Origin of the sequence: Ornithinimicrobium flavum (assembly GCF_004526345.1) — a bacterium.
Taxonomy (GTDB): Bacteria; Actinomycetota; Actinomycetes; order Actinomycetales; family Dermatophilaceae; genus Ornithinicoccus; species Ornithinicoccus flavus.
In genome coordinates this window covers 1,334,307-1,360,031 of record NZ_CP038213.1, presented here as the reverse complement: position 1 = coordinate 1,360,031, position 25,725 = coordinate 1,334,307, and the positions used below count along the sequence as shown (strand labels likewise).

22 protein-coding genes are annotated in these 25,725 nt (G+C 73.1%); 10 read left to right on the top strand and 12 right to left on the bottom strand.

The window, feature by feature from the left end; all coding sequences use genetic code 11:
- The first annotated feature begins 98 nt into the window (after positions 1-98).
- Positions 99-1,478: a UTP--glucose-1-phosphate uridylyltransferase gene (locus E3Z34_RS06335; RefSeq protein WP_134772927.1), complete on the top strand. Its 1,380-nt coding sequence runs from the start codon at positions 99-101 to the stop codon at positions 1,476-1,478.
- Positions 1,475-2,251 carry a helical backbone metal receptor gene (locus E3Z34_RS06330; protein ID WP_134772926.1) on the top strand — a complete coding sequence of 259 codons (777 nt, stop codon included), beginning with the start codon at positions 1,475-1,477 and terminating at the stop codon, positions 2,249-2,251. The genes E3Z34_RS06335 and E3Z34_RS06330 overlap by 4 nt, the downstream gene beginning before the upstream one ends.
- 15 nt (positions 2,252-2,266) lie before the next feature.
- Here the strand turns inward: E3Z34_RS06330 and E3Z34_RS06325 are convergent, their stop codons facing one another.
- Entirely contained in the window at positions 2,267-3,154 is an 888-nt protein-coding gene (locus E3Z34_RS06325) for a DUF429 domain-containing protein (protein ID WP_134772925.1), read from the bottom strand.
- 38 nt (positions 3,155-3,192) lie between these two features.
- Between E3Z34_RS06325 and aroQ the strand changes: the two genes are divergently transcribed.
- The 3 genes from aroQ to E3Z34_RS06310 are packed head-to-tail and all read left to right on the top strand — an operon-like array spanning position 3,193 to position 5,444.
- Entirely contained in the window at positions 3,193-3,645 is a 453-nt protein-coding gene (gene aroQ / locus E3Z34_RS06320; RefSeq protein ID WP_134772924.1) for a type II 3-dehydroquinate dehydratase, read from the top strand.
- Between the two features lie 39 nt (positions 3,646-3,684).
- Positions 3,685-5,265 carry a sodium-dependent transporter gene (locus tag E3Z34_RS06315; protein ID WP_134772923.1) on the top strand — a complete coding sequence of 527 codons (1,581 nt, stop codon included), beginning with the start codon at positions 3,685-3,687 and terminating at the stop codon, positions 5,263-5,265.
- On the top strand, positions 5,262-5,444 hold the full coding sequence (locus tag E3Z34_RS06310) for a methionine/alanine import family NSS transporter small subunit (protein ID WP_134772922.1): 183 nt from the start codon (positions 5,262-5,264) through the stop codon (positions 5,442-5,444). The genes E3Z34_RS06315 and E3Z34_RS06310 overlap by 4 nt, the downstream gene beginning before the upstream one ends.
- A gap of 17 nt (positions 5,445-5,461) precedes the next feature.
- Here the strand turns inward: E3Z34_RS06310 and E3Z34_RS06305 are convergent, their stop codons facing one another.
- A complete protein-coding gene (locus E3Z34_RS06305; protein ID WP_134772921.1) occupies positions 5,462-7,012 on the bottom strand; it encodes a phytoene desaturase family protein in 1,551 nt (516 codons plus the stop codon).
- A gap of 22 nt (positions 7,013-7,034) precedes the next feature.
- A complete protein-coding gene (gene gdhA / locus E3Z34_RS06300) occupies positions 7,035-8,384 on the bottom strand; it encodes an NADP-specific glutamate dehydrogenase (RefSeq protein WP_134772920.1) in 1,350 nt (449 codons plus the stop codon).
- Between the two features lie 68 nt (positions 8,385-8,452).
- Here gdhA and E3Z34_RS06295 point away from each other — a divergent pair, with 68 nt between their 5' ends.
- A complete protein-coding gene (locus E3Z34_RS06295; RefSeq protein ID WP_238695383.1) occupies positions 8,453-9,829 on the top strand; it encodes a short-chain fatty acid transporter in 1,377 nt (458 codons plus the stop codon).
- Between the two features lie 9 nt (positions 9,830-9,838).
- Here E3Z34_RS06295 and E3Z34_RS06290 read toward each other — a convergent pair whose 3' ends face one another.
- From E3Z34_RS06290 to E3Z34_RS06280, 3 genes are all read right to left on the bottom strand, one after another.
- The gene (locus E3Z34_RS06290; protein ID WP_134772919.1) at positions 9,839-10,327 is read right to left on the bottom strand and encodes an SgcJ/EcaC family oxidoreductase; all 489 of its coding nucleotides are present in this window, start codon (positions 10,325-10,327) and stop codon (positions 9,839-9,841) included.
- Between the two features lie 12 nt (positions 10,328-10,339).
- Positions 10,340-12,697, bottom strand: coding sequence for a DEAD/DEAH box helicase (locus tag E3Z34_RS06285; RefSeq protein ID WP_134772918.1), 2,358 nt, complete (start codon positions 12,695-12,697; stop codon positions 10,340-10,342).
- Positions 12,698-12,903: 206 nt separating this feature from the next.
- Positions 12,904-15,006, bottom strand: coding sequence for a DNA gyrase/topoisomerase IV subunit B (locus E3Z34_RS06280; protein ID WP_134772917.1), 2,103 nt, complete (start codon positions 15,004-15,006; stop codon positions 12,904-12,906).
- A gap of 203 nt (positions 15,007-15,209) precedes the next feature.
- On the opposite strand from E3Z34_RS06280, the gene E3Z34_RS06275 reads away from it, so the two are divergent.
- Together E3Z34_RS06275 and E3Z34_RS06270 are read left to right on the top strand one after the other, a co-directional pair.
- Entirely contained in the window at positions 15,210-15,425 is a 216-nt protein-coding gene (locus E3Z34_RS06275) for a DUF7455 domain-containing protein (protein ID WP_134772916.1), read from the top strand.
- 81 nt (positions 15,426-15,506) lie between these two features.
- Positions 15,507-15,995, top strand: coding sequence for a DUF456 domain-containing protein (locus E3Z34_RS06270; RefSeq protein WP_134772915.1), 489 nt, complete (start codon positions 15,507-15,509; stop codon positions 15,993-15,995).
- 28 nt (positions 15,996-16,023) lie between these two features.
- Here the strand turns inward: E3Z34_RS06270 and E3Z34_RS06265 are convergent, their stop codons facing one another.
- The 5 genes from E3Z34_RS06265 to E3Z34_RS06245 form a co-directional block, all read right to left on the bottom strand.
- Positions 16,024-16,443, bottom strand: coding sequence for a DUF3040 domain-containing protein (locus tag E3Z34_RS06265; protein ID WP_238695382.1), 420 nt, complete (start codon positions 16,441-16,443; stop codon positions 16,024-16,026).
- Positions 16,444-16,589: 146 nt separating this feature from the next.
- Positions 16,590-17,792 (bottom strand): DNA polymerase IV, encoded by a 1,203-nt coding sequence (gene dinB, locus E3Z34_RS06260; RefSeq protein WP_134772914.1) that lies wholly within the window; start codon positions 17,790-17,792, stop codon positions 16,590-16,592.
- Positions 17,786-21,649 carry a DNA polymerase III subunit alpha gene (locus E3Z34_RS06255; protein WP_134772913.1) on the bottom strand — a complete coding sequence of 1,288 codons (3,864 nt, stop codon included), beginning with the start codon at positions 21,647-21,649 and terminating at the stop codon, positions 17,786-17,788. The genes dinB and E3Z34_RS06255 overlap by 7 nt, the downstream gene beginning before the upstream one ends.
- 2 nt (positions 21,650-21,651) lie before the next feature.
- On the bottom strand, positions 21,652-22,119 hold the full coding sequence (locus E3Z34_RS06250) for an SAV_6107 family HEPN domain-containing protein (protein ID WP_158288616.1): 468 nt from the start codon (positions 22,117-22,119) through the stop codon (positions 21,652-21,654).
- Positions 22,120-22,204: 85 nt separating this feature from the next.
- On the bottom strand, positions 22,205-22,558 hold the full coding sequence (locus tag E3Z34_RS06245) for a DUF6504 family protein (RefSeq protein WP_202977035.1): 354 nt from the start codon (positions 22,556-22,558) through the stop codon (positions 22,205-22,207).
- Between the two features lie 251 nt (positions 22,559-22,809).
- Between E3Z34_RS06245 and E3Z34_RS06240 the strand changes: the two genes are divergently transcribed.
- A complete protein-coding gene (locus E3Z34_RS06240) occupies positions 22,810-23,901 on the top strand; it encodes a polyprenyl synthetase family protein (protein ID WP_134772912.1) in 1,092 nt (363 codons plus the stop codon).
- Between the two features lie 26 nt (positions 23,902-23,927).
- On the opposite strand, the gene E3Z34_RS06235 is transcribed toward E3Z34_RS06240, so the two are convergent.
- Entirely contained in the window at positions 23,928-24,284 is a 357-nt protein-coding gene (locus E3Z34_RS06235) for an Rv2175c family DNA-binding protein (protein WP_134772911.1), read from the bottom strand.
- 163 nt (positions 24,285-24,447) lie between these two features.
- Between E3Z34_RS06235 and E3Z34_RS06230 the strand changes: the two genes are divergently transcribed.
- The gene (locus E3Z34_RS06230) at positions 24,448-25,698 is read left to right on the top strand and encodes a lytic transglycosylase domain-containing protein (RefSeq protein WP_134772910.1); all 1,251 of its coding nucleotides are present in this window, start codon (positions 24,448-24,450) and stop codon (positions 25,696-25,698) included.
- Positions 25,699-25,725: the final 27 nt, after the last annotated feature.

The following is a 25,725-nucleotide window of genomic DNA, read 5'->3' as shown; positions in this document are numbered from 1 at the left end:
TGACGTCTCCTCGTCGAGTGGGGTGTCCTGACCGATGGTAGACGAGACCATCCCCAGGTTGACGTGCAGGTCAAGTCGGCCGTCGGTAGGTTGGGCGCATGAGCGCCTCCGGACGTGACCTGGCCCTGGCCCGCATGCGGGAGGCGGGGGTGAGCCGGCCCGCCGTCGACACCTTCGCCCTGCACTACGATGCCCTCGCCGGCGGGGCGACCGGCCTCATCGCCGAGGCCGACGTCGAGCCGGCCCTGCCGAGCGTCCAGCACGCCGACCTGGAGCCCGACGAGGACACCGCGCGCGAGGCGCTGGGGCGCACCGCGGTCATCACGCTCAACGGCGGTCTCGGGACCTCGATGGGCCTGGCCGGCCCCAAGTCGCTCCTCCCGGTGCGGGACAGGCTGACCTTCCTCGACCTCACCGTGCGCCAGGTCCTGGCGCTGCGCGAGCGCCACGGGGTGCCCCTGCCCCTGGTGCTCATGGACTCCTTCTCCACCCAGGAGGCCACCCTGGAGGCACTGGGGCGCTACCCGGAGCTGGCGGTAGACGGCATACCCCTGGACTTCCTGCAGAGCCAGGAGCCCAAGCTGCGGGCGGACGACCTCACCCCCGTCGAGTGGCCCGCCGACCCCCGGCTGGAGTGGTGCCCCCCGGGGCACGGCGACCTCTACCCCTCGCTCCTGGCCAGCGGCCTGCTCGACTCCCTGCTGGAGCAGGGCTACCGGCAGGCCTTCGTCTCCAACGTCGACAACCTGGGTGCGGTGCCGGACGGGCGGATCGCCGCCTGGTTCGCCGCCTCCGGTGCCGGGTATGCCGCGGAGGTCGTCGCCCGCACCGAGATGGACACCAAGGGCGGGCACCTGGTGCGTCGCCGTTCCGACGGCCGGCTCGTGCTGCGGGAGACCGCGCAGACCGCGCCGGAGGAGATGGTGCACTTCATGGACGCCGACCGGCACCCCTACGTCAACACCAACAACCTGTGGTTCGACCTGGCGCGGCTGCGCGAGATGCTGCAGGAGCAGGGCGGGGTGCTGCAGCTGCCGCTCATCCGCAACGCGAAGACGGTCGACCCCCGCGACAAGGCGTCCACGCCGGTCGTCCAGATCGAGACCGCGATGGGCGGGGCCGTCGAGCTCTTCGAGGACGCGGTGTCGATCGGCGTGACCCGCGAGCGCTTCGTGCCCGTGAAGACGACCAACGAGCTGCTCCTGCTGCGCTCGGACGTGTATGCCGTGGACGAGGAGACCGCGCAGCTGAGCCGCACCGTGGACCCCGCGCCGGTCATCGACCTCGCCAAGGACGTCTACGGGATGATCGGGGACTTCGACCAGCGCTTCCCGCACGGCGCGCCGTCCCTGGTGCAGGCCCGCCGGCTCACGGTGGAGGGGGACTGGACCTTCGGGCGCGACGTCACCGTGCAGGGCTCGGTGACGCTGGGCGCGGAGGGCGGCCGGGTCGCGGACGGCACGACCCTGGCCCCGTGAGCCGCGTCGTCAGCGACGACCTCGGCGGCGAGGTGCGGCTGCCGGACGGCCCGGTCACGCGGGTGGTGTCGCTCGTGCCCTCGCTCACCGAGGCGATCGCGGCGACCCGCCCGGAGGCGCTGGTCGGAGCCACCGACTGGTGCACGCACCCCGCCGACCTGGACGTGCCGCGGGTGCGGGGCACCAAGAACCCGGACCGGGCAGCCGTCGCGGCGCTGGCACCGGAGCTGGTGGTGTGCGTGCAGGAGGAGAACCGCGAGCTGGACGTGCGGCGGCTCCGGGAGGCGGGCGTGCCCGTGTGGGTCGGGGTCGTGGAGTCCGTGGACGACGCCCTGCGGGTGCTGCGGACCCTCCTCACCGACGTGCTGGGCTGGCCCGGGCCGGGGTGGCTCGCGGAGACGGTGGAGGTCTTCGGCGGGCGCCTGCCGGTCGCCGCACCGGGGGGCGGGCCGACCCCGGTGGCCGTCCCCATCTGGCGGGACCCGTGGATGGTGGTCGGCTCGCGCACCTACACCAGCGACCTGCTGGGGCGCCTCGGGATGCGCAACGTCTTCGGCGAGCACCCGGAGCGCTACCCCGGCGTTCCCGTCGAGGAGATCGACGCGGCGGGCGCGGACGTGGTGCTGCTGCCGGACGAGCCCTATGTCTTCACCGCCGACGACGGCCCGGAGGCCTTCGCCCGCACGTCGACCAGGCTCGTGAGCGGGCGGCTGCTCACGTGGTACGGCCCCGCCCTGCTCGAGGCCTGGGAGGAGCTGCGCCGGAGCGGGTGAGGTCCGCGTCGCGACCTACGCGTGGACCGCCGCGGGGATCCCGTCGGAGAAGGTCTCCGGCTGCTCCGGGAAGGAGCGGGACTGCCCCGTCTTGACCCGGTGGGCCGTCCAGGCCGCCGCGCACGCCCCGACGACGTCCTCGGCGGTGACGCCGTGCGGCGCGGTCACCGGGACGTAGATGCCGGCGCGACCCAGGGCCTCCCGGCGCTCCTGGCCCCCGGCGGCCGAGCCGCGGCGGGACTCCAGGGGCGCACCGGTCATCACGGCGAGGCTGGCCTCCGGGACGACCTCGACCACCCGGTGCGGGAGGTCCTGCCGCAGCCACCCGTCCACCTCGGTGATGCGCGGGCGCAGGTCGGCGGCCTGCCGGGAGACACCGGCGCCGGCACGCTCCCGGTTGACCCGGTTGGCCTCGCTGTCGGACCCGGCGTAGACCGCGTCGCGGACCGGGGCGCCGACCACGGCCGAGGACTGGGGGCCCAGGAAGCGGCGCAGCTCGACGTCCGCGGCACGCCGCGAGGTGTCGGGCAGGCCGATCGGGACGCCGACGGCCACGACCGTGACCGGACCGGCCTGGGCCACCGCGTCCGCCAGGGTGCCGGCGGTGACGATGTGGGGCGTGCCGTGCCCGGAGGCCTCGAGCGTGGCTCCCACCCACCCGGAGCGGCTCGCCACGAGGCCGAGCACGGGTTGCGACGGGTCCACCGCGGCCTGGCGTCCGGGCCGGGCGGTGGGGGCCGTGAGCCCGGTCCGCGCCGGCTTCGGCTGCGCACCCGTCCCCGCCGCGCCCCGGCCCGCGCTCTTCCTGCCCGCCGTGCCGCGCGCCGTGTCGCCCGCCTTCTTGCCCGCCTTCTTGCCCGCTCCGCCGCCGGTCAGTCTGCGCCACCACTGCGTCACTCCCATGCGCGCCAGCCTAACGGCGGCTGTGCCACGATCTGGGCATGACCTCCCGCCGGATCCTGGTGCTCAACGGCCCCAACCTCAACCTGCTCGGCACCCGGGAGCCGGAGATCTACGGCACCGCGACGCTGACCGACGTGGAGGCCCTCTGTGCCCGGATGGCGGCGTCCCACGGCCTGCAGGTCGAGTGCCGGCAGAGCAACCACGAGGGTGAGCTCGTCGACGCGCTGCACGAGGCGGCCGCGTCCGGCGAGGTCCTCGGGGTCGTGCTCAACGCCGCCGCCTACACCCACACCTCGGTCGCCCTGCTGGACGCCGTGAAGGCCACCCGGCTGCCCGTCGTGGAGGTCCACCTGTCCAACACGCACGCGCGGGAGCCCTTCCGGCACACCTCATACCTCTCCCCCGTCGCGGAGGCGGTCATCGCCGGGGCCGGCGTGCACGGCTACGGGTATGCCGTCGACCTCCTCGCGCTGCGGCACCTGCGGGAGTAGCCTTCCCCCACGGCATCCACCGACGAAGGAGGTTCCCCCGTGGCACAGCGCGGCGCGGACGGGCGTGAGACCTGGACCAGCTCCACCGGCTTCATCCTGGCGGCCATCGGCTCGGCCGTCGGCCTGGGCAACATCTGGCGCTTCCCCGGCGTGGCCTACGAGAACGGCGGCGGGGCCTTCCTCATCCCCTACCTCGTGGCCCTGCTCACCGCCGGCATCCCGATCCTCTTCCTCGACTACGCGATCGGCCACCGCTACCGGGGGGCGGCACCGCTGGCCTACCGGCGGATGGCGCGGCCCGCGGAGACGCTCGGCTGGTTCCAGATCATGCTGTCGTTCGTCATCGCGGTCTACTACGCCGCCGTCATCGCGTGGTCGCTGTCCTACTTCGTCTTCGCCTTCGACCTGCGCTGGGGCGACGACCCACGATCGTTCTTCCTCAACGACTACCTGCAGGTCGGCGACCCCGAGCTGTCCACGAGCCTCGTGGCCGGCGTCACCATCCCGCTCGTGCTGGTCTGGGTGGCCGTGCTGGTCGTCCTGGCCCTGGGCGTGGCCAACGGCGTCCAGCGGGTCAACATCATCTTCATCCCCCTGCTCTTCGTCGCCTTCGTCGGTCTGGTCGTCCGCGCCCTCACCCTGGAGGGCGCCTTCGCCGGGCTGGACGAGTTCTTCACCCCCGACTGGGCGGCGTTGGCCGACGCCAACGTGTGGATCGCCGCCTACAGCCAGATCTTCTTCAGCCTGTCCATCGCCTTCGGCATCATGGTGACCTACGCCTCCTTCCAGCGTCGCAAGGCCAACATGACCACCTCCGGCCTGGTCGTGGCCTTCGCCAACTCCAGCTTCGAGCTGCTCGCCGGCATCGGCGTCTTCGCGACGCTGGGCTTCATGGCCGCCCAGCAGAACATCGCCGTGGGCGACCTGGAGGGGCTCACCGGTCCGATCCTGTCGTTCGTGACCTTCCCGGCCGTCATCAGCCAGATGCCCGGCGGCAACATCTTCGGCGTCATCTTCTTCGGCTCGCTGGTGCTGGCCGGCTTCACCTCGATCATCTCGATCCTGCTCGGGGTCGCGGCGTCGGTGCAGGAGAAGTTCGGCCTGGGGCAACGGGCCTCGGCGGTCACCGTCTCGGCGATCTGCGCCGTCCTGTCGCTGGCGCTCTTCTCCACCACCTCGGGCCTGCTCGCGCTGGACACCGTCGACCAGTGGGCCAACAACATCGGGATCGTCTTCTCGGCCATCGCGATGGCGATCCTGGTCATCTGGGTCTTCCGCAAGGGCGACGTGCTGCGCCGGCACCTCAACGCGGTGTCCACCTTCAAGCTGGGCCGGTGGTGGGTGCTGCTCATCGGTGCGCTGGCCCCGCTCTACCTGGGCTGGATGCTGGTGCAGCGGGTCGTGGTGCTCATCACCGAGGGCTACGAGGGCCTGCCGCAGTGGTACCTCAACGTCTTCGGGTGGGGCATGCTCGGCTTCGTCGTCGTCGCCGCCGCGCTGCTCTCGGCCGTGCCCTGGCGCGGCCGCGACAACCCCGACTTCCGCCCCTGGCCGGCCCTCCCCGAGGAGCCCGAGCCGCTGGCCCGCCCCGATCTGCCCCGGCAGGAGGAGACCCGATGAGCACGTCCGCCGTCGTCATGATGATCCTGGCCCTCACCCTCGTCTGGGGGTGTCTCATCGCCAGCATCCTCTTCCTGCGCGCCAAGCCGCTCGCGCACGACACACCGTACGAGGACCCCGACCTGGTCAGGGACGACGAGACCCGGGAGCACCTGCCGCGCCCGATGCGCGACACCTGATCCCGGGCCCGGCAGGGTCAGCCGTCGAGGACGGCCCGGGCGGCGTGGTAGCCGCCCAGGCCGCTGACCCCGCCACCGCGGCGGGAGCCCGCCCCGGCCAGCAGGACGCCCGGGTATGGCGTGTCCACGCCCCAGCGCTGCGCCGCCGAGTCCAGCGGTGCGTCGTCGTCGGCCCAGGGCCAGGTGAGCGGCGCGTGGAAGATGTTGCCGCCCGGCATGGCCAGGGAGTCCTGCAGGTCGCGGGTGGTCCGGGTCTCCACGCAGAGCCGACCCTGCTCGTCCCGCAGGACGACGTCCTCGATGGGCTCGGCCAGCACCGAGGAGAGCGAGTCGAGCACGGCTCGCTCCAGGTCGGCGCGCGCCCGGGCGTGGTCGGCGACGTCGTCGAGCAGCCGGTCGGGTGTCTGCAGCGTGAAGACGGTGAGCGTGTGCACCCCGTCGGCCTGCAGCTGCGGCGACAGGATGCTCGGGTCGGTGATCGAGTGGCAGTAGATCTCCGCCGGCATCGGGTCCGGCACCCGCCCGGCGACCGCGGCGTCGTAGGCGGTCTGGATCTGGGTGTAGGTCTCGTTGATGTGGAAGGTCCCGCCGAAGGCCGCCGCCGGGTCGATCCCGGGCTCGCGCAGCCGGGGCAGGCGGGAGAGCAGCATGTTGACCTTGACCTGCGCCCCCTCGACCCGGTTCCCGGTCGTGCCCATCAGGTCGTCGAGCACCGCGGGGGCCGCCGCCCACAGGACCAGCCCTGCGGTGGCGCGGTGCTCCATACCCTCGGCGTCGACCCAGGTGACCGCCCCGTCCTCGACGGCCGTGACCGTGGCCCCCGTGCGCAGCTGCGCGCCGGCGTCGGCCGCGACCCGCGCGAGCTGGCCGGACACCTCGCCCATGCCCCCCACCGGGACGTCCCAGTCCCCCGTGCCGCCGCCGACGACGTGGTAGAGGAAGCAGACGTTGTGCCGCAGGTCGGCCTCGTGCGCCTGGGCGAAGGTGGAGATCAGCCCGTCGGTCAGCACCACCCCGCGGACCAGGTCGGAGGCGATGCTGGCCTCGACCACCTCGCCCAGCGGGCGCTCGAGGAAGTCGCGGACGAGACCGGGGTCCCCGACGCGGGAGGCCAGGTCGTGCCGCCGGAGCAGGGGCTCGGTCATCGTCGGCCAGATCGCGCGGGCCAGCTCGCCGGTGCGGGCGTAGAACCGGGCCCAGCGGGCGGCGTCGTCGGCCGCGCCGACCGCCGCGAAGGACGCCGCGGTCGCCTGCTCGTCGTGGTGGTCGACGAGCAGCCCGACGTCCTCGCCCGGGACCGGCGTGTAGGACGAGTACCGGCGGCGGGCCAGTCGCAGGTTGAGGCCCAGGTCGGAGACGATCTGCTGCGGCACCAGGCTGACGAGGTAGGAGTAGCGGGACAGCCGGGCCTCGATCCCGGGGAAGGCCTGCGCGGAGACCGTCGCCCCTCCCAGCTGCGGGGACCGCTCGAGCAGCAGGACCGAGCGGCCGGCGCGGGCCAGGTAGGCGGCGGCGGTGAGGCCGTTGTGGCCACCGCCGACCACCACGACGTCGTGGGAGGTGATCATGGGCGCATCGTATGCGCCCGCCCTAGATGACGCCGAGGGCCAGCATCGCGTCGGCGACCTGGGTGAAACCGCTGGCGTTGGCCCCGAAGACGTAGTCGCCCGGGCGGCCGTAGTCCTCGGCGGTTGTCACCACCCGCTCGTGGATGTTCCTCATGATCTCGCCCAGCCGGGCATCAGTGTGCTCGAAGGACCAGGAGTCCCGGGAGGCGTTCTGCTGCATCTCCAGGGCCGAGGTGGCCACCCCGCCGGCGTTGGCGGCCTTGCCGGGGCCGAAGAGGACCCCGGCCTCCTGGAAGACGCGGACGGCACCGGGGGTGCACGGCATGTTGGCGCCCTCGGCGACGATCTCCACGCCGTTGGTGACCAGGGTGCCTGCGGCCGCCTCGTCGAGCTCGTTCTGGGTGGCGCAGGGCAACGCCACCTCGGCCGGCACGTCCCAGATGGTGCCCTGGCTGACGAACCTGGCGCCGGGCCGTCGGTCGGCGTAGGCCCGGATGCGTTCGCGGCGTTCCTCCTTCACCTCCTTGACCAGCTCCAGGTCGATGCCCGCCTCGTCGACGACGTAGCCGGAGGAGTCGCTGCACGCCACCACCAGCCCGCCCAGCTCGGCGACCTTCTCCATGGCGTAGATCGCGACGTTGCCCGACCCGGACACGACCACCCGCGTGCCGTCCAGGCGCTGTCCCGCGTGCTGGGCCATCTGGTCGGCGAAGTACACGGTGCCGTAGCCGGTCGCCTCCGTCCGCGCTCGCGACCCGCCCCAGGCCAGGCCCTTGCCGGTGAGCACGCCCGCCTCGTAGCGGTTGGTCATCTTCTTGTACTGACCGAAGAGGTAGCCGATCTCCCGGGCGCCGACGCCGATGTCCCCCGCGGGGACGTCCGTGTACTCCCCCAGGTGACGGAACAGCTCGGTCATGAGCGACTGGCAGAAGCGCATCACCTCACCGTCGGAGCGGCCCTTGGGATCGAAGTCGGCGCCACCCTTCCCGCCGCCGATCGGCATACCGGTCAGGGCGTTCTTGAAGATCTGCTCGAAGCCGAGGAACTTCACGGTGCCCAGCAGCACGCTGGGGTGGAAGCGCATCCCGCCCTTGTAGGGGCCGAGCACGGAGGAGTACTGCACGCGGAAGCCACGGTTGATCTGCACCTGCCCGGCGTCGTCGGTCCACGGCACCCGGAAGATGATCTGCCGCTCCGGCTCGCAGATCCGCTCGATGACGCGCTCGGCCAGGTAGTGGGGGTGACGCCTGACCACCGGGCCGAGGCTGGCGAGCACCTCCTCGACCGCCTGGTGGAACTCGCTCTCACCGGGGTTGCGCCGCAGGACGGCGTCGTAGACGTGCTGGAGCGCCGGGTCGATGGTTCCTGTCATGCGCGGCATCTTATGCTCTGCACTGCATACCTATGCCTCCCGGTTCCCCTCCGAGAAGGAGCAGGTCCATGACTCCCCCCTCGCCCACCCCCACCCGACCGCGCTCCGGCGTCAGCCGGATGATGGGTCCGGTCAACACGCTGGTCGAGCGGTTCATCCCCTCGGCGCTGGTCTTCGCGATCGTGCTGACCGTCATCGTCATGATCGGCGCGCTGCTCCTGACGGACTCGGGTCCCCTGGACGTCGTCCGGGCCTGGGGCGACGGGCTCGCCGGCCTGCTCGCCTTCATGACCCAGATGGCGCTCATCCTCCTGCTGGGCTACATCCTGGCCAACACCGGCCCGGTGCGGGCGCTGCTGGTGCGGCTCGCCGACATCCCCCGCGGCCGGGTCATGCCCTACGTCTTCGTGGCGCTGGTCACCGCCGTCTCCGCCCTGCTGACCTGGGGACTGGGTCTCATCGTCGGGGCCATCATGGCCACGCAGGTCGCCGCGGCAGCCCGGCGCCGCGGCGAGAAGCTGCACTTCCCCCTGCTCGTGGCCGGCGGCTACTCCGGCATGGCGGTGTGGCACATGGGGTACAGCGGCTCGGCGCCCCTGACCGCCGCCACCCCCGACAGCTTCCTGGCCGAGCAGCTCGGCGGCACGATCCCGCTGTCCGACACGATCTTCTCGGTCTGGAACCTGCTCATCCTCGCGGTCTGCCTCGCCGTCCTCGCCGCCTGCTACGCCCTGCTCGCGCCGAGGAAGGGCGACCCGGTGCACGAGATGCCCGAGCACCAGATGGAGGACGAGTCGATCACCTACGACGTGGAGACCCCCGCCGACCGCCTCGACGCCAGCCGCCTGGTGACCCTCGTCCCCGGTCTGCTCCTGGCGCTCTATCTCGTCCTGCACTTCCGGGACGGCGGCACCCTCACCCTGGACATCGTGAACTGGACCTTCCTCACGCTGGTCCTGCTGCTCGTGGGCAACCCCTTCGTGCTCGTCGAGCTGACCAAGCGCGGCGCCTCCAACGTCGGCGAGATCCTGCTGCAGTTCCCGCTCTACGCCGGCATCATGGGCATCATGGGCGGCACCGGCCTCATCGCCGTGCTGTCCGACTCCATCGTCGCCGTGTCCACCCCGGCGACCTTCGGCGCGCTGGCGTTCCTGTCGGCCGGTCTGGTGAACTTCTTCGTGCCCTCGGGCGGCGGCCAGGCCGCGGTCCAGGGCCCGGTCCTGCTCACCGCCGCCGAGCAGCTCGGGGTCGACCCGGAGGTGGCGATCATGGCGCTGTCCTACGGCGACCAGATCACCAACCTCATCCAGCCCTTCTGGGCGCTGCCGCTGCTGGCGATCGCCAGGCTGCGGATCCGCGACATCCTCGGCTACACGATGGTGGTCATGCTCGCGCTCGGCGCGGTGCTCATCGTCGGGCTGCTCCTCGTCGGCCCCAACCCCTGACCAGCAGACTCACCGGCCCTGTCGGTATGAGGCGCCCCTCACCCCGGGCGTCCCGGCAGGGCCGGTGACCAGGGTGTCCGCACCCGGCACGCGGTCGGTGTTCTGCGCGGCCACGGCCCGCCAGCCGTCCGCCGACCGGGCCATGACGAAGACGAGCACGCCCGACCGGTCGCCGGGACCGTCGCCGCCGTCCGGGGCGCTCTGGCCCTCGATGCGCCAGGCTGCGTGCACCACGGCGACGTCCTCCCCCAGCCGCCTGGTCCGCACCCGGCCCAGGGTCATGGTGCTCCGGCCGAAGATCCGCTCGAAGCCGTAGGCGTGCGCCTGCTCGATCCGGTCCCGGTCGCGCCACCACAGGCCCACAACGTTGACGAAGTCGGCGTCCTCCACGAAGAGGTCCGCGATCGCGCGCGCGTCCCGGTCGGCCCAGGCCTCGACGAACGCGCGCGCCACCAGGTCAGGCCCGGGAAGGCCTGCCTGGTGGCGCGCGTCGCTCATCGCAGGACCGGCTCAGCCGCGCGGGCGCCAGTCCGGCCGGTCGTCCCGACGGGGGCCACCCTCGCGACGGGGGCCGCCCTCGCGGCGCGGGCCGCCCTCGCGGCGCGGGCGGTCTCCATACCGTCCGCCGGCACCGCCGGGGCGACCGCCGGGGCGGCGGCCGCCGCGGCCCTGGGGCCGACGCGGGCGGAGGATCTCGTCGAGCTGGCTCTGCAGGACCGGCTCGGCGGTCGGCACGGAGCCACCGGCGGTCTCGATGACCGCGGTGTCCTCGGGCCGGACCTCCTGGGGCTCGGTCTGCACGCCGGCCTGCTCGAGCAGCCGCTTGACCTGCCGGCGCTGGTGCGGAAGGGCCAGGGTGACCACGACGCCGTCCTCGCCGGCGCGGGCGGTGCGGCCGGAGCGGTGCAGGTAGTCCTTGTGGTCCGCCGGCGGGTCGACCTGCAGCACCAGGGAGACGTCGTCGACGTGGATGCCGCGGGCGGCCACGTCGGTGGCCACCAGCACCGGCAGCTGGCTGGACTTGAACGCGTCGAGCACCCGCGTGCGCTGGGCCTGGTTGAGCCCACCGTGGAGCGCCGCGGCGAAGACACCGGACTCGCGCAGCTGGAGGGCGATGCGGTCGGCGCCCAGCTTGGTGCGGCAGAAGACGACGGTGCGGCCCGGACGGTTGGCGATCGCCGCGGTGATCGACTTCTTGTCGTGCGGGTGGACGAGGAAGACGTGGTGGGCCATCGTCTCGACGCTGGCCGACACGTCGTCCGTGGAGTGGGTCACGGGGTCGGTGAGGTAGGCCTTGGCCACCCGGTCGACACCGTGGTCCAGGGTCGCGGAGAAGAGCATCCGCTGCCCGTCGGCCGGGGTGAGGTCGAGGACCTGGGTGATCGCCTCGACGAAGCCCATCTCGGCCATGTGGTCGGCCTCGTCGAGCACGGTGACCTCGACCTCGGACAGGTCGACCGCGCCCCGGTCGATGAGGTCGATGAGCCGACCCGGGGTGGCGATCAGGACGTCGACTCCCTTCTCGAGGGCCTTCATCTGGGGGGTGTAGGACATGCCGCCCGCGACGAGGACGAAGCGCCGGTCGACGGCGCGCATCAGCGGGGTCAACGCGTCGACGCTCTGCATCGCCAGCTCACGGGTGGGGCTGAGGATGATGGCGCGCGGACGGTGGGGCACCGCCCGGGGCCGGCTGGAGAGCCGGTGCAGCATCGGCAGCCCGAAGGCCATCGTCTTGCCCGAGCCGGTCTGTCCGCGGCCGAGCAGGTCGCGACCCTCCAGGGCGTCGGGGATGGTGGCGGCCTGGATCGGGAACGGGGAGGTGATGCCGATCCGGGCCAGCGCGGCCACGAGCTCGTCGTGCAGGCCCATGGCGGCGAACCCGTTGTCCTGCGTCACCTGGGCGGAGCTGTCCTCGGCCCGGGTCGCCGAGCGGCGCGCCTGGTAGGCCGCGTCGGCCTCGTCGCGCTCGGCCTCCGCCTCGGCGAAGGCGTCGTCACCGGACCGCGACAGGTCGCGCTCACGACGGTCGAACCCGTCACGACGGTCGAAGCGGTCGCGACCCTGGAACCCGTCACGGCGCTCGGGGCGGCCACGACCCTGGAAGCCGTCCCGGCCCTCGGGGCGGGCCGGGCGGTCGAACCGCTGCGGCCGGTCGGAGCGGCCCTGGTCGGGGCGGCCCTGGTCGGGACGGTCACGACGCTCGAAGCGGTCCTTGGACTCCCACCGGTCGTCCCTGCGGCGCCGGTCCTCGTCCCAGCTGCGGCCCTCGTGCCGGCCGCGCTCGGGGTTGCGGCCCTCGCGCTCCTCGCGGTGGGCGCGCCAGGTGTGCTCGCGGCGGGGGAAGCTCTCGCGCTGGTCGTCACGGCGGCGGTGTCCCCGCTCCTCGCGGTCCTCCCAGCGGGCGGGGGCCCTGCGGTCGGTGCCCTGGGCGAACGGGCGGCGCTCGCCCCGGTCGTCGCGGCGGGGACGGTCGTAGCCACCACGGTCCGGGCGGTCGGAACGGTCGGTGCGGTCGTCGCGGCGAGGGCGGTCGTAGCCACCACGTTCGGGCCGGTCGTAGCCGCCCCGGTCCGGGCGGTCGGTGCGGACGTCCCGGCGCGGGCGGTCGTCGCGGTCCTGCCAGGAGGTGCGACGCTCCGCACGGTCACCCCGGCCACGGGGGTCGGCGTCGTCCCGCTCGCGCCAGCGGTCCTTGCGCGGCTGGTCGCCGCGGTCCTCCCACCGCTCACCCCGCTCGGGACGCCGCGCAGGACGACCCTTGAGCTGGGCGCGGGCGGTCTTCTCCCGCGCCTGGCGGGCGGCCTTCTTCTGGGCAGGGGTGTGGCGGGGCTTCTTCCCGCCGGAGGGGTTGGTCACAGGCTTGGCCATGGCGGCTCACATCACTTCGGATCGTCGAGGTCGGTTCTCGCCTCGACGCACTCCGGCGCGGTCGGACCTACCTCCAGGTGCAACTCGCGGCACCCGCATGGGCCACCGGGAACGGTTCGTCCCGGGGCGTGCTCCGCGCGTCAGATGGCGCGGCAGCCCGTCGAGTCTACCGGATGCCGCAGGGTGGGCCGGACCACACCCCCGGGTCAGGCGTCGATCCGCTCCCGGTCGAGCTCGTGCGCCGACCCGACGATGAAGTCCTTGCGGGGGGCGACCGAGGAGCCCATGAGCAGGTCGAAGACCGCGTCCGCCCGGGCCGCGTCCGGCATGGTGATGCGTCGCAGGGTGCGGTGGCGCGGGTCCATGGTCGTCTCCGCGAGCTGGTCGGCGTCCATCTCCCCCAGTCCCTTGTAGCGCTGCATCGGCTGCTTGATCGACCGCCCCTTCTTCTGCAGGGCGCTCACGGTCGAGCGCATCTGCTGCTCGGTGTAGGTGTAGAGGACCTCCTTGCCCTTGGCCCGTCCGCCGGTCACCTCGATGCGGTGCAGCGGCGGCATCGCGGCGTAGACACGTCCCGCCTCGACCAACGGGCGCATGTAGCGGAAGAAGAGGGTCAGCAGCAGGGTCCGGATATGGGCACCGTCCACGTCGGCGTCGGTCATGATGATGACCTTGCCGTAGCGGGCGAGGTCGACGTCGAAGGACCGGCCCGACCCCGCCCCGATGACCTGGATGATCGCCGCACACTCGGCGTTGGAGAGCATGTCCTGGATCGAGGCCTTCTGGACGTTGAGGATCTTGCCCCGGATCGGCAGCAGCGCCTGGTAGTCGCTGGAGCGGGCGAGCTTGGCGGTGCCCAGGGCGCTGTCGCCCTCCACGATGAACAGCTCCGAGCGCTCGGTGTCGTTGGTGCGGCAGTCGGCGAGCTTGGCCGGGAGCGAGGAGGACTCCAGGGCGTTCTTGCGACGCTGGGTCTCCTTGTGCAACCGCGCGGAGATGCGCGACTTCATCTCCGCCACGACCTTCTCCAGCAGCTGGGAGGCCTGGGCCTTGTCCCCGCGGTGGGTGCTCGTGAGCCGCTCGGTGAGCGCCTTCTCCACGACCCGGGAGACGATGCCGCGGACGGCGCTGGTGCCGAGCACCTCCTTGGTCTGTCCCTCGAACTGCGGCTCGGGCAGGCGCACCGTCACGACCGCGGTCATCCCGGCGGTGATGTCGTCCTTGTCCACCTTGTCGTTGCCGACCTTGAGCTTGCGGGAGCTGACCTCCAGCTGGCGGCGGAAGACCTTGAGCAGCGCCTGCTCGAAGCCGGCGACGTGGGTGCCGCCCTTGGGGGTGGTGATGATGTTGACGAAGCTGCGCAGGGTGGTCTCGTAGCCGGTGCCCCAGCGCAGGGCCACGTCGACCTCGCACTCGCGCTCGACCTCCTTGGCCACCATGTGCCCGCGGTCGTCCAGGACGGGGACGGTCTCGGTGAAGGTGCCCGAGCCCTGCAGCCGCCACACGTCGGTCACTCCCGTGTCCGTGGCGAGGTGCTCGACGTACTCGGTGATGCCCCCCGCGTAGACGAAGACCTCCTCGTGCGGACCCTCGGCCCCCGGGGTGCCGGCGAGGCCTCGCTCGTCACGCACCACCATCGTCAGGCCCGGGACCAGGAAGGCGGTCTGCCGGGCCCGGGCGATGAGCTCGTCGTAGTCGAACCTGGCGCTGCGGAGGAAGATCTGCGGGTCGGCCCAGTAGCGGATGCGGGTGCCGGTCACGCCCCGCCTGGCCTTGCCGACGACGGCGAGCTCGCTGCTCCGCTCGAAGGGGGTGAAGGGGGCGTCCGGGGCGCGCTCGGCGCCGTCGGCGAAGGTCCCGGGCTCCCCCCGGCGGAAGCTCATGCCGTAGGTCTTGCCGGCGCGGTCCACCTCGACGTCCAGCCGGGCGGACAGGGCGTTGACCACCGAGGCCCCGACGCCGTGCAGACCGCCGGACGCTGCGTACGAGCCGCCGCCGAACTTGCCTCCCGCGTGCAGCTTGGTGAAGACCACCTCGACCCCGGACAGGCCGGTGCGCGGCTCGATGTCGACGGGTATGCCGCGCGCCCGGTCGCGGACCTCGACCGAGTCGTCGGCGTGCAGGATGACCTCGATCCGGTCGCCGTGCCCCCCGAGCGCCTCGTCGACGGAGTTGTCGATGATCTCCCAGACGCAGTGCATGAGACCTCGGGAGTCGGTGGACCCGACATACATCCCCGGGCGCTTGCGCACCGCCTCCAGGCCCTCGAGGACCTGCAGGTGCCGGGCGGAGTAGTCCTGAGTCGTCACGCTGTGCAGGCTAACCCGGGCTCCCGACACACCCGCGCAGGCTGGCCTATTCCCCCCGGGGCGGGACTACGCGGTGAGCGAAACACGCCGCCTCCGGGGCACAAAGTCCGGGGGCCGGGACGTTGACATGCTTGACTGAGAGTTCTAGAGCGCGCCGGGGGGATCCTCCACCGGCCCGACTGGAGCAGGAGAGGAGACAGCCCGTGAACGCCACGCTGACCCCTGAGCTGACCGCCTCGGACCGCTGCGACCGCTGCGGGGCCCAGGCCTACGTCCGCGCCCGACTCGGCGACGGTCTCGAGCTGCACTTCTGCGCCCACCACGGGCGCGAGCACCTCGACAAGCTGCGCCACCTGGACGACGTCGACATCCTCGACGAGACCCACCGCCTGCACGCCGAGGAGAGCCCCGCGATCTGACCGCGAGGCCTCCCGGCACCGCGAGCGCCCGTCCCCATCACGGTGGGGGCGGGCGCTCGTGCGTGCTGGCACAATCACCGGGTGGAGCCCGTCGAGATCCTCATCCTGCTGCTGATGGCCATCGGTGTGCTCGGGATCGTCATCCCCGTCCTGCCCGGTCTCGTCATCGTGCTGCTGGGGGTGCTGCTCTACGCCCTCGGCGAGCAGTCACGGCTGGGTTGGATCCTCTTCGCCGTGGCGGCCGCGATCTACCTGGCCGGGGTGGTGCTGCAGTGGGCGATCCCCGGGCAGCGGATGCGCCGGGCCGGGGTCAGGACCTCGACCCTGCTCGTCGGGGTGGCCTGCGCGCTGGTGATGGGCTTCGTCATCCCGGTGGTGGGGCTGTTCCTTGGGTTCCCGCTGGGGATCTTCCTGGTCTCCCTGGCGCGGTCCCGGAACCGGCACGAGGCGTGGGGGGCGACCAGGCACGCGCTGCGGGCCGTGGGCACCAACATCCTCATCGAGCTGGTCACGGCGTTCGTCATCATCGGCGCCTTCGTGGCGACCACGGTGCTGCTCGACCGCAGCTGAGACGTCCTGCTGCCTCAGCTCCTGCCGCTCAGTAGGGGCCCTGCTCCTTGCGCTTGTCCCACTGCTGCTCCATGCGGGCCATGAACGAACCCGTCTTCCTGGTCCTGCGGCCCTTGCCGGCGGGGTGGCTGACCGTCCCGGAGGTGCCGACCACACCCAGGTGCGGGCGCGATGTGGGGGTGGCGGCCCAGGCCCCGCCGAGCACCATGGCCAGGAAGCCGATCGCCCCCACCCAGATCAGCTGGGACATGACACCGACGACCACGAGCGCCAGACCCGCCAGGGCGAGCAGCACACCGACGGCGAGCCGACGACGGTCCAGGCCTGCGGGGCCGCCGGTGGCTGCCGTGCGCTTGAGCTGCGTGGCCAGGCGAGGGTCCTCGGCGTAGAGCGCCTTCTCCATCTGCTCCAGGACGCGCTGCTCGTGTTCGGAGAGGGGCACGGTCACCTCCGGTGGTGTAGGTCGGTCGACGCGGTGTCGGCGGACCGACGGCAGGACTGTTCTCAGGATAGGTGGTCAACGCGTGGAGCACTAGCGGGAGTTCCCGTCGTTGTCGAACGGACTCGCCGGGTGGACCCGAACCGGCCCGCATCTCAGCCCTGTCGTCCCGCACCGACGAGGCTGGCCGGGCGCACCGCGCCCCGGCCGAACCGGGCCGCAGCCCTGTCCATGGCGCGCTCGGCGTCCCGCCAGCCGTGCTCCGGCTCGTCCAGCCGGGCCTGCACCGGCGTGCTCCCCGCGTCGCTGATGCCTTCCACGCGCACCCCCAGCATCCGGATACGGGCCCGCTGCAGCCCGAGTGCGGCATACAGCCCGCAGGCCGTCGCGTGGACGTCCCTGGTGACGTCGGTGGGGACCGGGACCGTCCGGGACCGGGTGATGGTGGTGAAGTCGGAGAACCGGACCGTCAGCACGACCGTCCGGCCCAGCACGCCACCGTGCCGCATCCGGCTCGCGGTCCGCTCGGCGAGGTGCAGCAGCTGACGACGCACCACCTCGGGGTCGTCGACGTCGTGGGCGAAGGTCTCCGAGGAGCCCACGCTGCGCTCGCGTCGGGCCGGCACGACGGGGTCGTCGTCGACGCCCCAGGCCAGGGCGTGCAGGTGGGCGGCGGACTGCTCACCCAGCGCCCTGCGCAGGGTGGGTGTGGGGACGTGGGCGAGCTGGGCGACGGTGTGCAGGCCGAGCCGGTGCAGCTCCTCCTGCGTGGCCTCGCCCACGCCCCAGATCGCCCCGACCGGGAGCGGGTGCAGGAAGGGGATGACCTCCTCCCGGGTGAGCAGACGCATCCCGTCGGGCTTGGCGGCGCGCGAGGCCATCTTCGCCACCGCCTTGGTGGGTGCCCCCCCGACCGAGCAGGTGATCCCCTGCTCGTCGACCACGGTGTCGCGGATCCACCGCCCGATCCGGGCGGGGCTCCCCCACTGCCGTCCCGCGGCCGAGACCTCGAGGAAGGCCTCCTCCATCGAGACCGGCTCCACCTGCGGGGTGACCTCGGCGAAGATCGCCATCACCGCCTCGGACACCCGGGCGTAGGCGTCGTGGTCAGGCCGGACCACGACGGCCTGCGGGCACAGTCGCCGTGCGGTGGCCATCGGCATCCCGGAGCGCACGCCGTAGGCCCGGGCCTCGTAGGTCGCCGAGAGCACCACGCTGCGCCAGCCACCGCCCACCACGACCGGCAGCCCCACCAGCTCGGGCTGCTCGAGCAGCGACACCGAGGCGTAGAAGGCGTCCATGTCGACGTGGAGGACGTAACGGTCGTCGGGGACGGTCCGCCGAGGACGGCTCACCATCCTGAGCTCCCCGGGCTGGAGTGCCACAGCTTGGACCCGGGCTGACGGGTGCTGTCACCGGCAGGACGGATGTCGGCGTAGGGGGACTGCCGGAACCCCGAGGGGTGGACCAGGACCCGACGACCCGCCCCCTCGCCCCCCTCGGCCTCCAGCGCCTGCCGGGACAGCAGCAGCGCCTGCTCCTCCGTCCGGGCCATCTCCTCCTGCACGGCGGGGAGGCCGCCGACCTCCCAGGCCTGGGCGAGCGCCCCGAGCTCCCAGGCCGCCGTGGCCCGGATGGACAACCCGCGTGGACCGGTACGCCGCACGACGCCCCGCACGAGCAGCAGCCAGGAGTGGAAGATGGTGGTGGCGTAGGGCCCCTGGACGTCCTCGAAGAAGGTCGCGTCCGAGGGCCCGGTGCCGTCGTCGAGGGTGAGGAAGACGACCCGGCGCCCGGAGCGCACCGGCGGGGTCTGGGTGGCCACCTTCGCCCCGGCGATGAGCACCTCCTGCCCGCTGCGGCAGGACAGCAGGTCGCGCGAGCGGGTCGCGCCGAGCTCGGCCAGCATGGGGGCGAAGCCGGCCACGACGTGGCTGCTGACGTCCATCCCCAGCACCTCCAGCTCGGCACGCAGCTGCTCGGACGGGGTCATCTCGGGCAGCCCGCTGCCGGTGAGGGGGGCGGGGTCGTCCCCCAGCTCGAGCGTGAGCTGGGCCGCGGGGGCCGGGCCGGCGTGCCAGGTGCGTCTGCCCACGGCCTGCGCGCCGGTCCGGGCCGCCACCTCTCCCCCCGCCAGGGTCGGGGCCGGCTGCCGTCGCCCGGCCCGGCTGCGGCCGTGACCGGTCGTGGCGTGCCGGGTCCAGCGGTCCAGGTCGCGGACGTGAAGCAGCAGGTCGCGGCGGGTGAGCGGGCTGCCGTCGGCGGGACGGGAGGCGCTCGGACGGTGCCGGCCGACCCGGTGCAGCGCGTCGAGGCCACCGGCCAGCACGAGCCGCTCCGCCGTCGGGCGACTGGGCCGCGCGCGGTGCCACAGGTCGGCCAGGGAGTCGTAGGGCTGCCCCGCCACGAGCCGGGCGACCTCGTCCTCGCTGATCCCCTTGACGTCGGTGAGCGAGAGCCGGATGCCGTACCCGGCGGCCACCTGCTCCGTACGGGCCATGACGGCGTCGACGTGGTCCGGGGCGCGCCCACGACGAGGGCGGGGCGCGGGAGCGGCAGGAGCGCTCCACCCGCCCTCCTCGCGCGGATCGACGCGCTCGACGCGGTAGGTGGCGTCGGAGGCGTTGACGTCCAGGCCGAGGATGTGCACCCCCATGCTCCGGGCCTCGTCGAGGATGAGGCGTTTGGGATACATCCCCGGGTCGTGGGTGAGCACGCCCGCGAGGAAGGCCGCGGTGTGGTGGGTCTTCAGCCAGGCCGACTGGTAGGTGGGTAGCGCGAAGGCCGCCGCGTGCGCCTTGCAGAAGCCGAACGACGCGAACGCCGCCAGCACCTCCCAGATCCGGTCGACCTCCTGGCGCCGGTAGCCGCGGGCGGTCGCCGCCGCGCGCCACCAGACCTCGACCTGCTCCTGCCCGACGACCGTGCCCATCGCCCGCCTCACCTCGTCGGCCTGCGCCAGGCTCACCCCCGTCGTCGCGGCGACGATCTGCAGCACCTGCTCGTGGAAGACGACCACCCCGCACGTCTCCGCGAGGTAGGGGATGAGGGTGGGGTGGAGGTACTCCGGCTCCCCCCACCCCTGCCGGGCGTGCAGGAAGGGTCGGATCATGTCGGACTTCACCGGGCCGGGGCGGAAGAGGGAGATGTCGATGATGATGTCGTTGAAGGTCTCCGGGGCGAACTTGCCGACCAGCTCGCGCTGCCCGGGCGACTCGATCTGGAAGCACCCCAGGGTGCGCGTGGACTGGATGAGGGCGTAGGTGTCCGGGTCGTCCAGCGGCACCTGGGCCCGGTCGTCCAGGTCGACCCCGACCCCGTCGACCCGCTCGATCTCCTGCACCGCGTGGGCCATCGCCGACTGCATCCGGATCCCGAGGACGTCGAGCTTGAGCAGCCCGAGCTCCTCGACGTCGTCCTTGTCGAACTGGCTCATCGGGAAGCCCAGCCAGCTGGCCTCGACGGGGGTCCGGTCGAGCAGGCTGGTGTCGGACAGGATGACCCCGCAGGGGTGCATGGCGATGTGCCGCGGGAGCCCGTCGACCGCCTCCACCAGCTCCAGGAGCTGCTGCATGCGAGGGGCGTCCAGACCCTGCCTGCGCAGCTCGGGCAGGTCACGGACGGCGGCGCGCGCGTCGCGGGCCCGGACGTGGGGGAAGGCCTTGGCCAGCGCGTCGACCTCTCCCGGCGGCATGCCGAGGGTGGCGGCGACGTCCCGGACGGCGTGCCGCACGCGGTAGGTCTCGGCCATCGACACGCACGTCACCCGCTCGGAGCCGAAGCGCTCCAGGATCTTCTCGTAGATCTCGGTGCGTCGCGCCGACTCCACGTCGATGTCGATGTCGGGCAGCTGGGCACGCAGCGGGGAGCAGAACCGCTCCATGAGCAGCCCGTGCTCCATGGGGTCGACCCCGCTGATCCCCAGCAGGTAGGTGACCAGGCTCCCCGCCCCCGACCCGCGCGCCGCCACCCGCACACCCTGCTCCCGGATCAGGTCGCACACCTGGGCCACGGTGAGGAAGTAGGTGGGGTAGCCCAGCCCGGCGACGACCCCCAGCTCGTCGGCCAGCCTGTCCCGGATCTGCTCGAGCCGGGCGGGCCCGGCCTGGGGGAAGCGGGTGGCGACCGCCTGGGTGCACCGCTCGGTGAGCACCCGGTGCGCCTGCCCGACCCCGCTCACGCCCAGCACCTCCGGCTCGGGCAGGTGGACCGCCCCGATCCCGAGGTCGCCGCGGGCGTCCTGGTGGCACTCGGCCGCGAGCGTGAGGGTGTCCCGGAGCAGGTCGGCGGCGCGGGCGTCGCTGCCGCCGGCCACCTCCAGCTGACGGGCCAGGGCATGCATGGTGGCCGAGCCGGTCAGGTGGCCGGCCGAGGAGACCCGGTCGAGGTGCCGCTCGTCGAGGGTGACCATGCGCCGGGCCGCGTCGAGCACGTCGACCACCCTGGCCTGCTCCGGGGTCGCGTGCCGGACCGCGGCCGTGAGGACCGCGGGCACCCCGGCCTCCCGCGCCAGGGCCCACAGCGCACTGGCGTGGCCCAGGCTGGCCGGGGTGCCTTCCGGCCCGCCGTGGCAGACCACCTCGACCCGGACCGACCCGGCCGGGAGGCGGTCCACCCAGGCGTGGAGCAGCTGTCGTGCCGACCCGCGCCGCCGGCCCAGGACCGCACGTCCCACGTCGGAGTCCGGGCCGAGCAGGACCACCACCGGAGCCACGCCGTCGACGGCCGCGGCGGCCCGGGCCAGCAGCGACGGGGAGGTCCGGGGCACCGACCGCTCCCCCGCCAGGTGGGTCTGGGTCACCAGCCGGCAGAGCCGGGCCCACCCCACCCCCGCGCCGAGCCCGCCCTGCTGCCCCCGGGCCAGGACCACCACCCGGGGCTGCTGGTCGTCGACCAGGGCCCCGCCCTTGACGGGGGTCCGGGTCGGCCGCACCCCGGTGACGAACGGCGTGCCGGCACCGTCGGCCCCGTCCAGCACGCTCTCCCCCAGGGCGAGGTCGACCCCCAGGACCGGGGCGATCCCGGCGTCGCGGCAGGCCCGCACGAAACGGACCGCGCCGTACAACCCGTCCCGGTCGGTCAGCCCCAGCGCCGGCTGACCGAGCTCGACCGCCCGCGCGACCAGGTCGGCCGGGTGGGACGCGCCGTAGCGCATCGAGGCGCTGGAGGCGACGTGCAGATGGACGAAGTCGTCGCCGGGACGGGAGCCACCCATGATCACCCCCGCCCCAGGGGCGCCAGCTCGATGCTCAGCGGCGTCTCGCAGGGCAGGTGGAGCGCGGAGCGCACCAGCTCCAGGAAGTGCTCCCCGGAGCGGACCAGGTCGTCGGCGTCCCGGGTGCTGACCTGGGTCGTGCCCCGCTCCAGGGCCAGCCGGCGCCGCCCGGAGTCGGCGAAGTAGACCGCCCACTCGGACAGCTCGGGCGCCACGGTGGGCAGCATCTCCCAGACGCTGCGCGGCCGGGCCCGGCGGCTCGGCACGGTGCGGGCCGCGAGTAGCGCCGCCCCCGCGCGCAGGGCCGCCAGGTGGGCCTGGGTGTAGCGCTCACCGGCGCTCTCGCTGTGGCAGGCCGCCAGCAACCCGCTCCGGGCCCGCTCGAGCAGGTCCAGCACCGTGCCTGCAGCCACCCCCGGGCCGGGCGCCGTGCGGGTGGGGTCGGGTCGTGCCGTCGTCTGGATGGTCATGCCAGTCCTCCTCGTGCTGCTGTCCGGTCTCGTGCTGCTGTCCGGTCTCGTGCTGCTGCCAGTGGTCGCGTGGGGCGGGCCACCTCTAGTCCGCGACCCGCTCGAGCCACCACTGCTCGTCCTCCACCAGGTCGTAGACCCCCAGACCCCCGGCCCGTCCGGCACCGGCCTCCACCCGCCACACCCGTTGCTCGAGGAGGTCACCCTCCCCCCGGCGGGACTGCAGGCCCTCCCCCACCGCCCGCCACCACGGCACCCGCTGCGTCCACTGGGACAGCACCGCCCGCACCTGGTGGACCCGTCCACGCCAGAGGAACAGGGTGGGCACCTGGACCGGGTCGCGGCCCGCCCCCACCGCCGGCAGCGCCCCGACCAGCTGCACCCCGTGCTCCTGCGCCGACCCCACCCGCACCTCGATCATCTCCCGGTAGTGCCGCATCTCACCCTCCTTCGTGATCGAACATGCGTTCGATCCTATGAGACAAATGTACGACGCCATGGCCGGATCCTGTCAACCCCCACCGACAGGCCTGTGGACAACCCGGACGCCCTCGTGGCCGGACCCCCGAGGATGGGTCCAGGCCCGGGCCAGGGAGGGGATGGCCCGGGCCAGGGAGGGGATGGCCCGGGCCGGAGGGCACCGCGGGCCGGTTAGGCTCAGGGGCGACGGTCCCGAGCAGAGGAGAAGACGTGACGCACGCCCACCCGCTGGACGGCGTCGACCTGCGACCCCGTGTGCAACGGGCGCTCGACGACCACCTCACCTCCCAGCGGGAGGTGCTGGCGGACCTGGGTGCGCCGGTGCTCCCCCTCGTGGACGCCGTGGCCGACCTCCTCGCCGGCGGCAAGCGGCTGCGCGCAGCCTTCCTCTACTGGGGCTGGCGGGCCCTCGGCGGCCCCGACGACGACGCCGCCGTACGGGCGGCCAGCTCGATGGAGATCTTCCAGGCGGCAGCCCTCCTGCACGACGACGTCATGGACAACAGCGACCTGCGCCGCGGCCGGGCTACCGCCCACCGGGCCTTCTCGTCCTGGCACCGCGACCAGGGGTGGAGCGGGGACCCGGAGGGTTTCGGCCACGCCGGGGCGATCCTCGCCGGCAACCTGTGCCTGGGCTGGACCGACCAGCTGTTCGCCACCAGCGGCCTACCGACCGCGGCGCTGGAGCGCGCCCGCCCGGAGTTCGACCGGATGCGCACCCAGCTCATGGGCGGGCAGTTCCTCGACGTCCTGGAGGGCGCCCGCGGCTGGGGCGGCCTGACCTACGAGGAGCGGATCGCCCAGTGCCGCACCGTGATCCGCTACAAGAGCGCCCGCTACTCCGTGCAGCAGCCGCTGCTCATCGGGGCGCTGGCGGCCGGGGGCCGGGGCGGCGACATCGAGGCGCTGGCGACCTTCGGCGACCACCTGGGTGAGGCCTTCCAGCTGCGCGACGACGTCCTGGGGGTCTTCGGCGACCCCGGGCAGACGGGCAAGCCGGCCGGGGACGACCTGCGCGAGGGCAAGCACACCGTGCTCATCGCCCACGTCCTCGAGCACGCCGACCCCGCCGGGGCCGAGCTCATCGCGGCCAGCCTCGGCGATCCCGACCTCGACGACGCGACCGTCGCCGAGTGCCGCGGGGTGCTGGTCCGCTCCAGCGCCGTCGCCCGCACCGAGGAGATGATCTCCACCGCGGCGCGAGGAGCCCTCGGCGCACTGGAGCGGGTGGAGGACCTCACCGACGAGGGCCGGGCCGCGCTGGTCGACCTCGTCGCGATCTGCACCGACCGGCTCACCTGAGCCGGAGCCGTCCCCCACGGGGTCTCCTAGAAGGCGTGCTCCTGCGCCCGGCGTCGGACCTCGGTCTTCGACCCCGACCGCAACGAGGCGATCGCGCTGCCCCCCGGGAGGGACGGATCCTCGGCGAGCAGCCAGTCGACGATCTCCTCGTCGCTGAGCCCGCCATCCCCCAGCACCGTGATCGTGCCCCGGAGCGCCGGCAACGGACCCTCGGGGTCGAGGAAGCTCGACGGCACCGCCAGGGCCCGGTTCTCGCCCCTGCGCACCCCCACCAGCTCGCGCTCCTGGAACCAGCGCTTGACCTGCTGGAGCGGCGCTCCGGTCCGCTCGACGATGTCGGGAACCGTGAGCCACTCGTGAATTACATCGGCGTCATTTACCACATCTTCTAGTCAATCACATGAAACGACACGCCGAAAGGTGGCGCGTTCGGCCGGGGAGGCGGTACTGTCCCCTCAGTTTCACGCGTCACTCGCTCATCCCCTGCAACGAGCGCCGCGTGGGCACCCGCCGTCCCGCCCGTCCCGTCCCTCACCGGAGGACCTTTTGAGCCCTCTCTTCGCCGCCCTGCCCCCGACCGACCTGCCCACGATGGCCTACGTCGCGCCCACGGGCATCCACCTCATGGCCCGCGACCGGTCGCACACGGTCAAGGAGGGGGACACCGTCTACGACATCGCCGCGCGCCACGGCGTGAGCGTCGAGGCGGTCGTCCGGGCCAACTCCCTGGCCGACGGGGGCCGCTGGGTCCTGCCCGGGACCGTGCTGCGCATACCGGGCGGTTCCGGCACCGCGACGGCGGTGCCCGCCCCCGCCCCCTCGCGGTCCTCCGGCTCCTCCTCCTCGGGCTCCGGCGGCTCGGTGACGGTCCGGCCCGGTGACACGCTCTCGCACCTCGCCCTCCGGCACGGCGTCACCGTCACTGCGCTCGTCGAGACCAACACCATCTCCGACAGCCGGCTCATCTACCCCGGGCAGGTGCTGCGCCTGCCGGGGTCGCGCACGCCGTCCTCACCCTCCCCCACCGCGCCGTCCCGTCCCTCCTCCGGCTCCGGCGCGACCTCCGGCGGTACGTACACCGTCCGCGCCGGCGACACCCTGACGGGCATCGCCGCCCGCCACGGGGTGACCGTGGGCGCGCTGACGAAGGCCAGCGGCATCTCCTCCTCGTCCTTCATCCACCCCGGCCAGAAGCTGCGGCTCCCGGGGTCCGGCGCGTCCGGAGGCTCCGCCGCGGGCTCGCCGTCACGCTCCACCACTCCGCTGTCCCGGCCCTACGACGAGACCACGATCGGGGACCTGCACGAGGGCGAGGACGTCGACGACACCTTCCTCCACTACCGCTACAGCAGCGGGATCGCCCGTTCGGCGAAGGCGAACCGGGAGTACCTCGCCTCGATCGACGTCCCCGGCCGGGAGCAGATGCGGGCGATGATCGTCGACACCGCCAAGCGGCACGGGGTGGACCACACACTCATGGTGGCCCTGTCCTACCAGGAGTCGGGGTGGAACCACCGGGCGGTCTCGCCGGCCAACGCCATCGGCGCGATGCAGGTCATCCCCAGCTCGGGCGAGTGGGCCTCCGCCCTCATCGGTCGCGAGCTCAACCTGCTCGACCCCCAGGACAACGTCACCGCGGGCGTGGTCATCATGCGTGCCCTGCAGCGCTCCGCCTCGTCCGGTGACGACGCGATCGGCGGGTACTACCAGGGCCTGGCCAGCGTGCGGCAGCACGGGATGTTCGAGGACACCCAGCGGTACGTGCGCAACATCCGCCACCTCATGCGGACCCTCTGAGCCCCCGGACGTCCCACGGTCGGGGCG

Excerpts from the sequence above, each read along its gene's own strand:
- E3Z34_RS06310 (WP_134772922.1), top strand. The coding sequence starts at position 5,262 with ATGAGCACGTCCGCCGTCGTCATGATGATCCTGGCCCTCACCCTCGTC.
- E3Z34_RS06305 (WP_134772921.1), bottom strand. The coding sequence starts at position 7,012 with ATGATCACCTCCCACGACGTCGTGGTGGTCGGCGGTGGCCACAACGGC.
- E3Z34_RS06255 (WP_134772913.1), bottom strand. The coding sequence starts at position 21,649 with ATGGGTGGCTCCCGTCCCGGCGACGACTTCGTCCATCTGCACGTCGCC.
- gdhA (WP_134772920.1), bottom strand. The coding sequence starts at position 8,384 with ATGACAGGAACCATCGACCCGGCGCTCCAGCACGTCTACGACGCCGTC.
- E3Z34_RS06325 (WP_134772925.1), bottom strand. The coding sequence starts at position 3,154 with ATGGGAGTGACGCAGTGGTGGCGCAGACTGACCGGCGGCGGAGCGGGC.
- E3Z34_RS06295 (WP_238695383.1), top strand. The coding sequence starts at position 8,453 with ATGACTCCCCCCTCGCCCACCCCCACCCGACCGCGCTCCGGCGTCAGC.
- aroQ (WP_134772924.1), top strand. The coding sequence starts at position 3,193 with ATGACCTCCCGCCGGATCCTGGTGCTCAACGGCCCCAACCTCAACCTG.
- dinB (WP_134772914.1), bottom strand. The coding sequence starts at position 17,792 with ATGGTGAGCCGTCCTCGGCGGACCGTCCCCGACGACCGTTACGTCCTC.
- E3Z34_RS06250 (WP_158288616.1), bottom strand. The coding sequence starts at position 22,119 with ATGACCATCCAGACGACGGCACGACCCGACCCCACCCGCACGGCGCCC.
- E3Z34_RS06285 (WP_134772918.1), bottom strand. The coding sequence starts at position 12,697 with ATGGCCAAGCCTGTGACCAACCCCTCCGGCGGGAAGAAGCCCCGCCAC.
- E3Z34_RS06290 (WP_134772919.1), bottom strand. The coding sequence starts at position 10,327 with ATGAGCGACGCGCGCCACCAGGCAGGCCTTCCCGGGCCTGACCTGGTG.
- E3Z34_RS06335 (WP_134772927.1), top strand. The coding sequence starts at position 99 with ATGAGCGCCTCCGGACGTGACCTGGCCCTGGCCCGCATGCGGGAGGCG.
- E3Z34_RS06245 (WP_202977035.1), bottom strand. The coding sequence starts at position 22,558 with ATGCGGCACTACCGGGAGATGATCGAGGTGCGGGTGGGGTCGGCGCAG.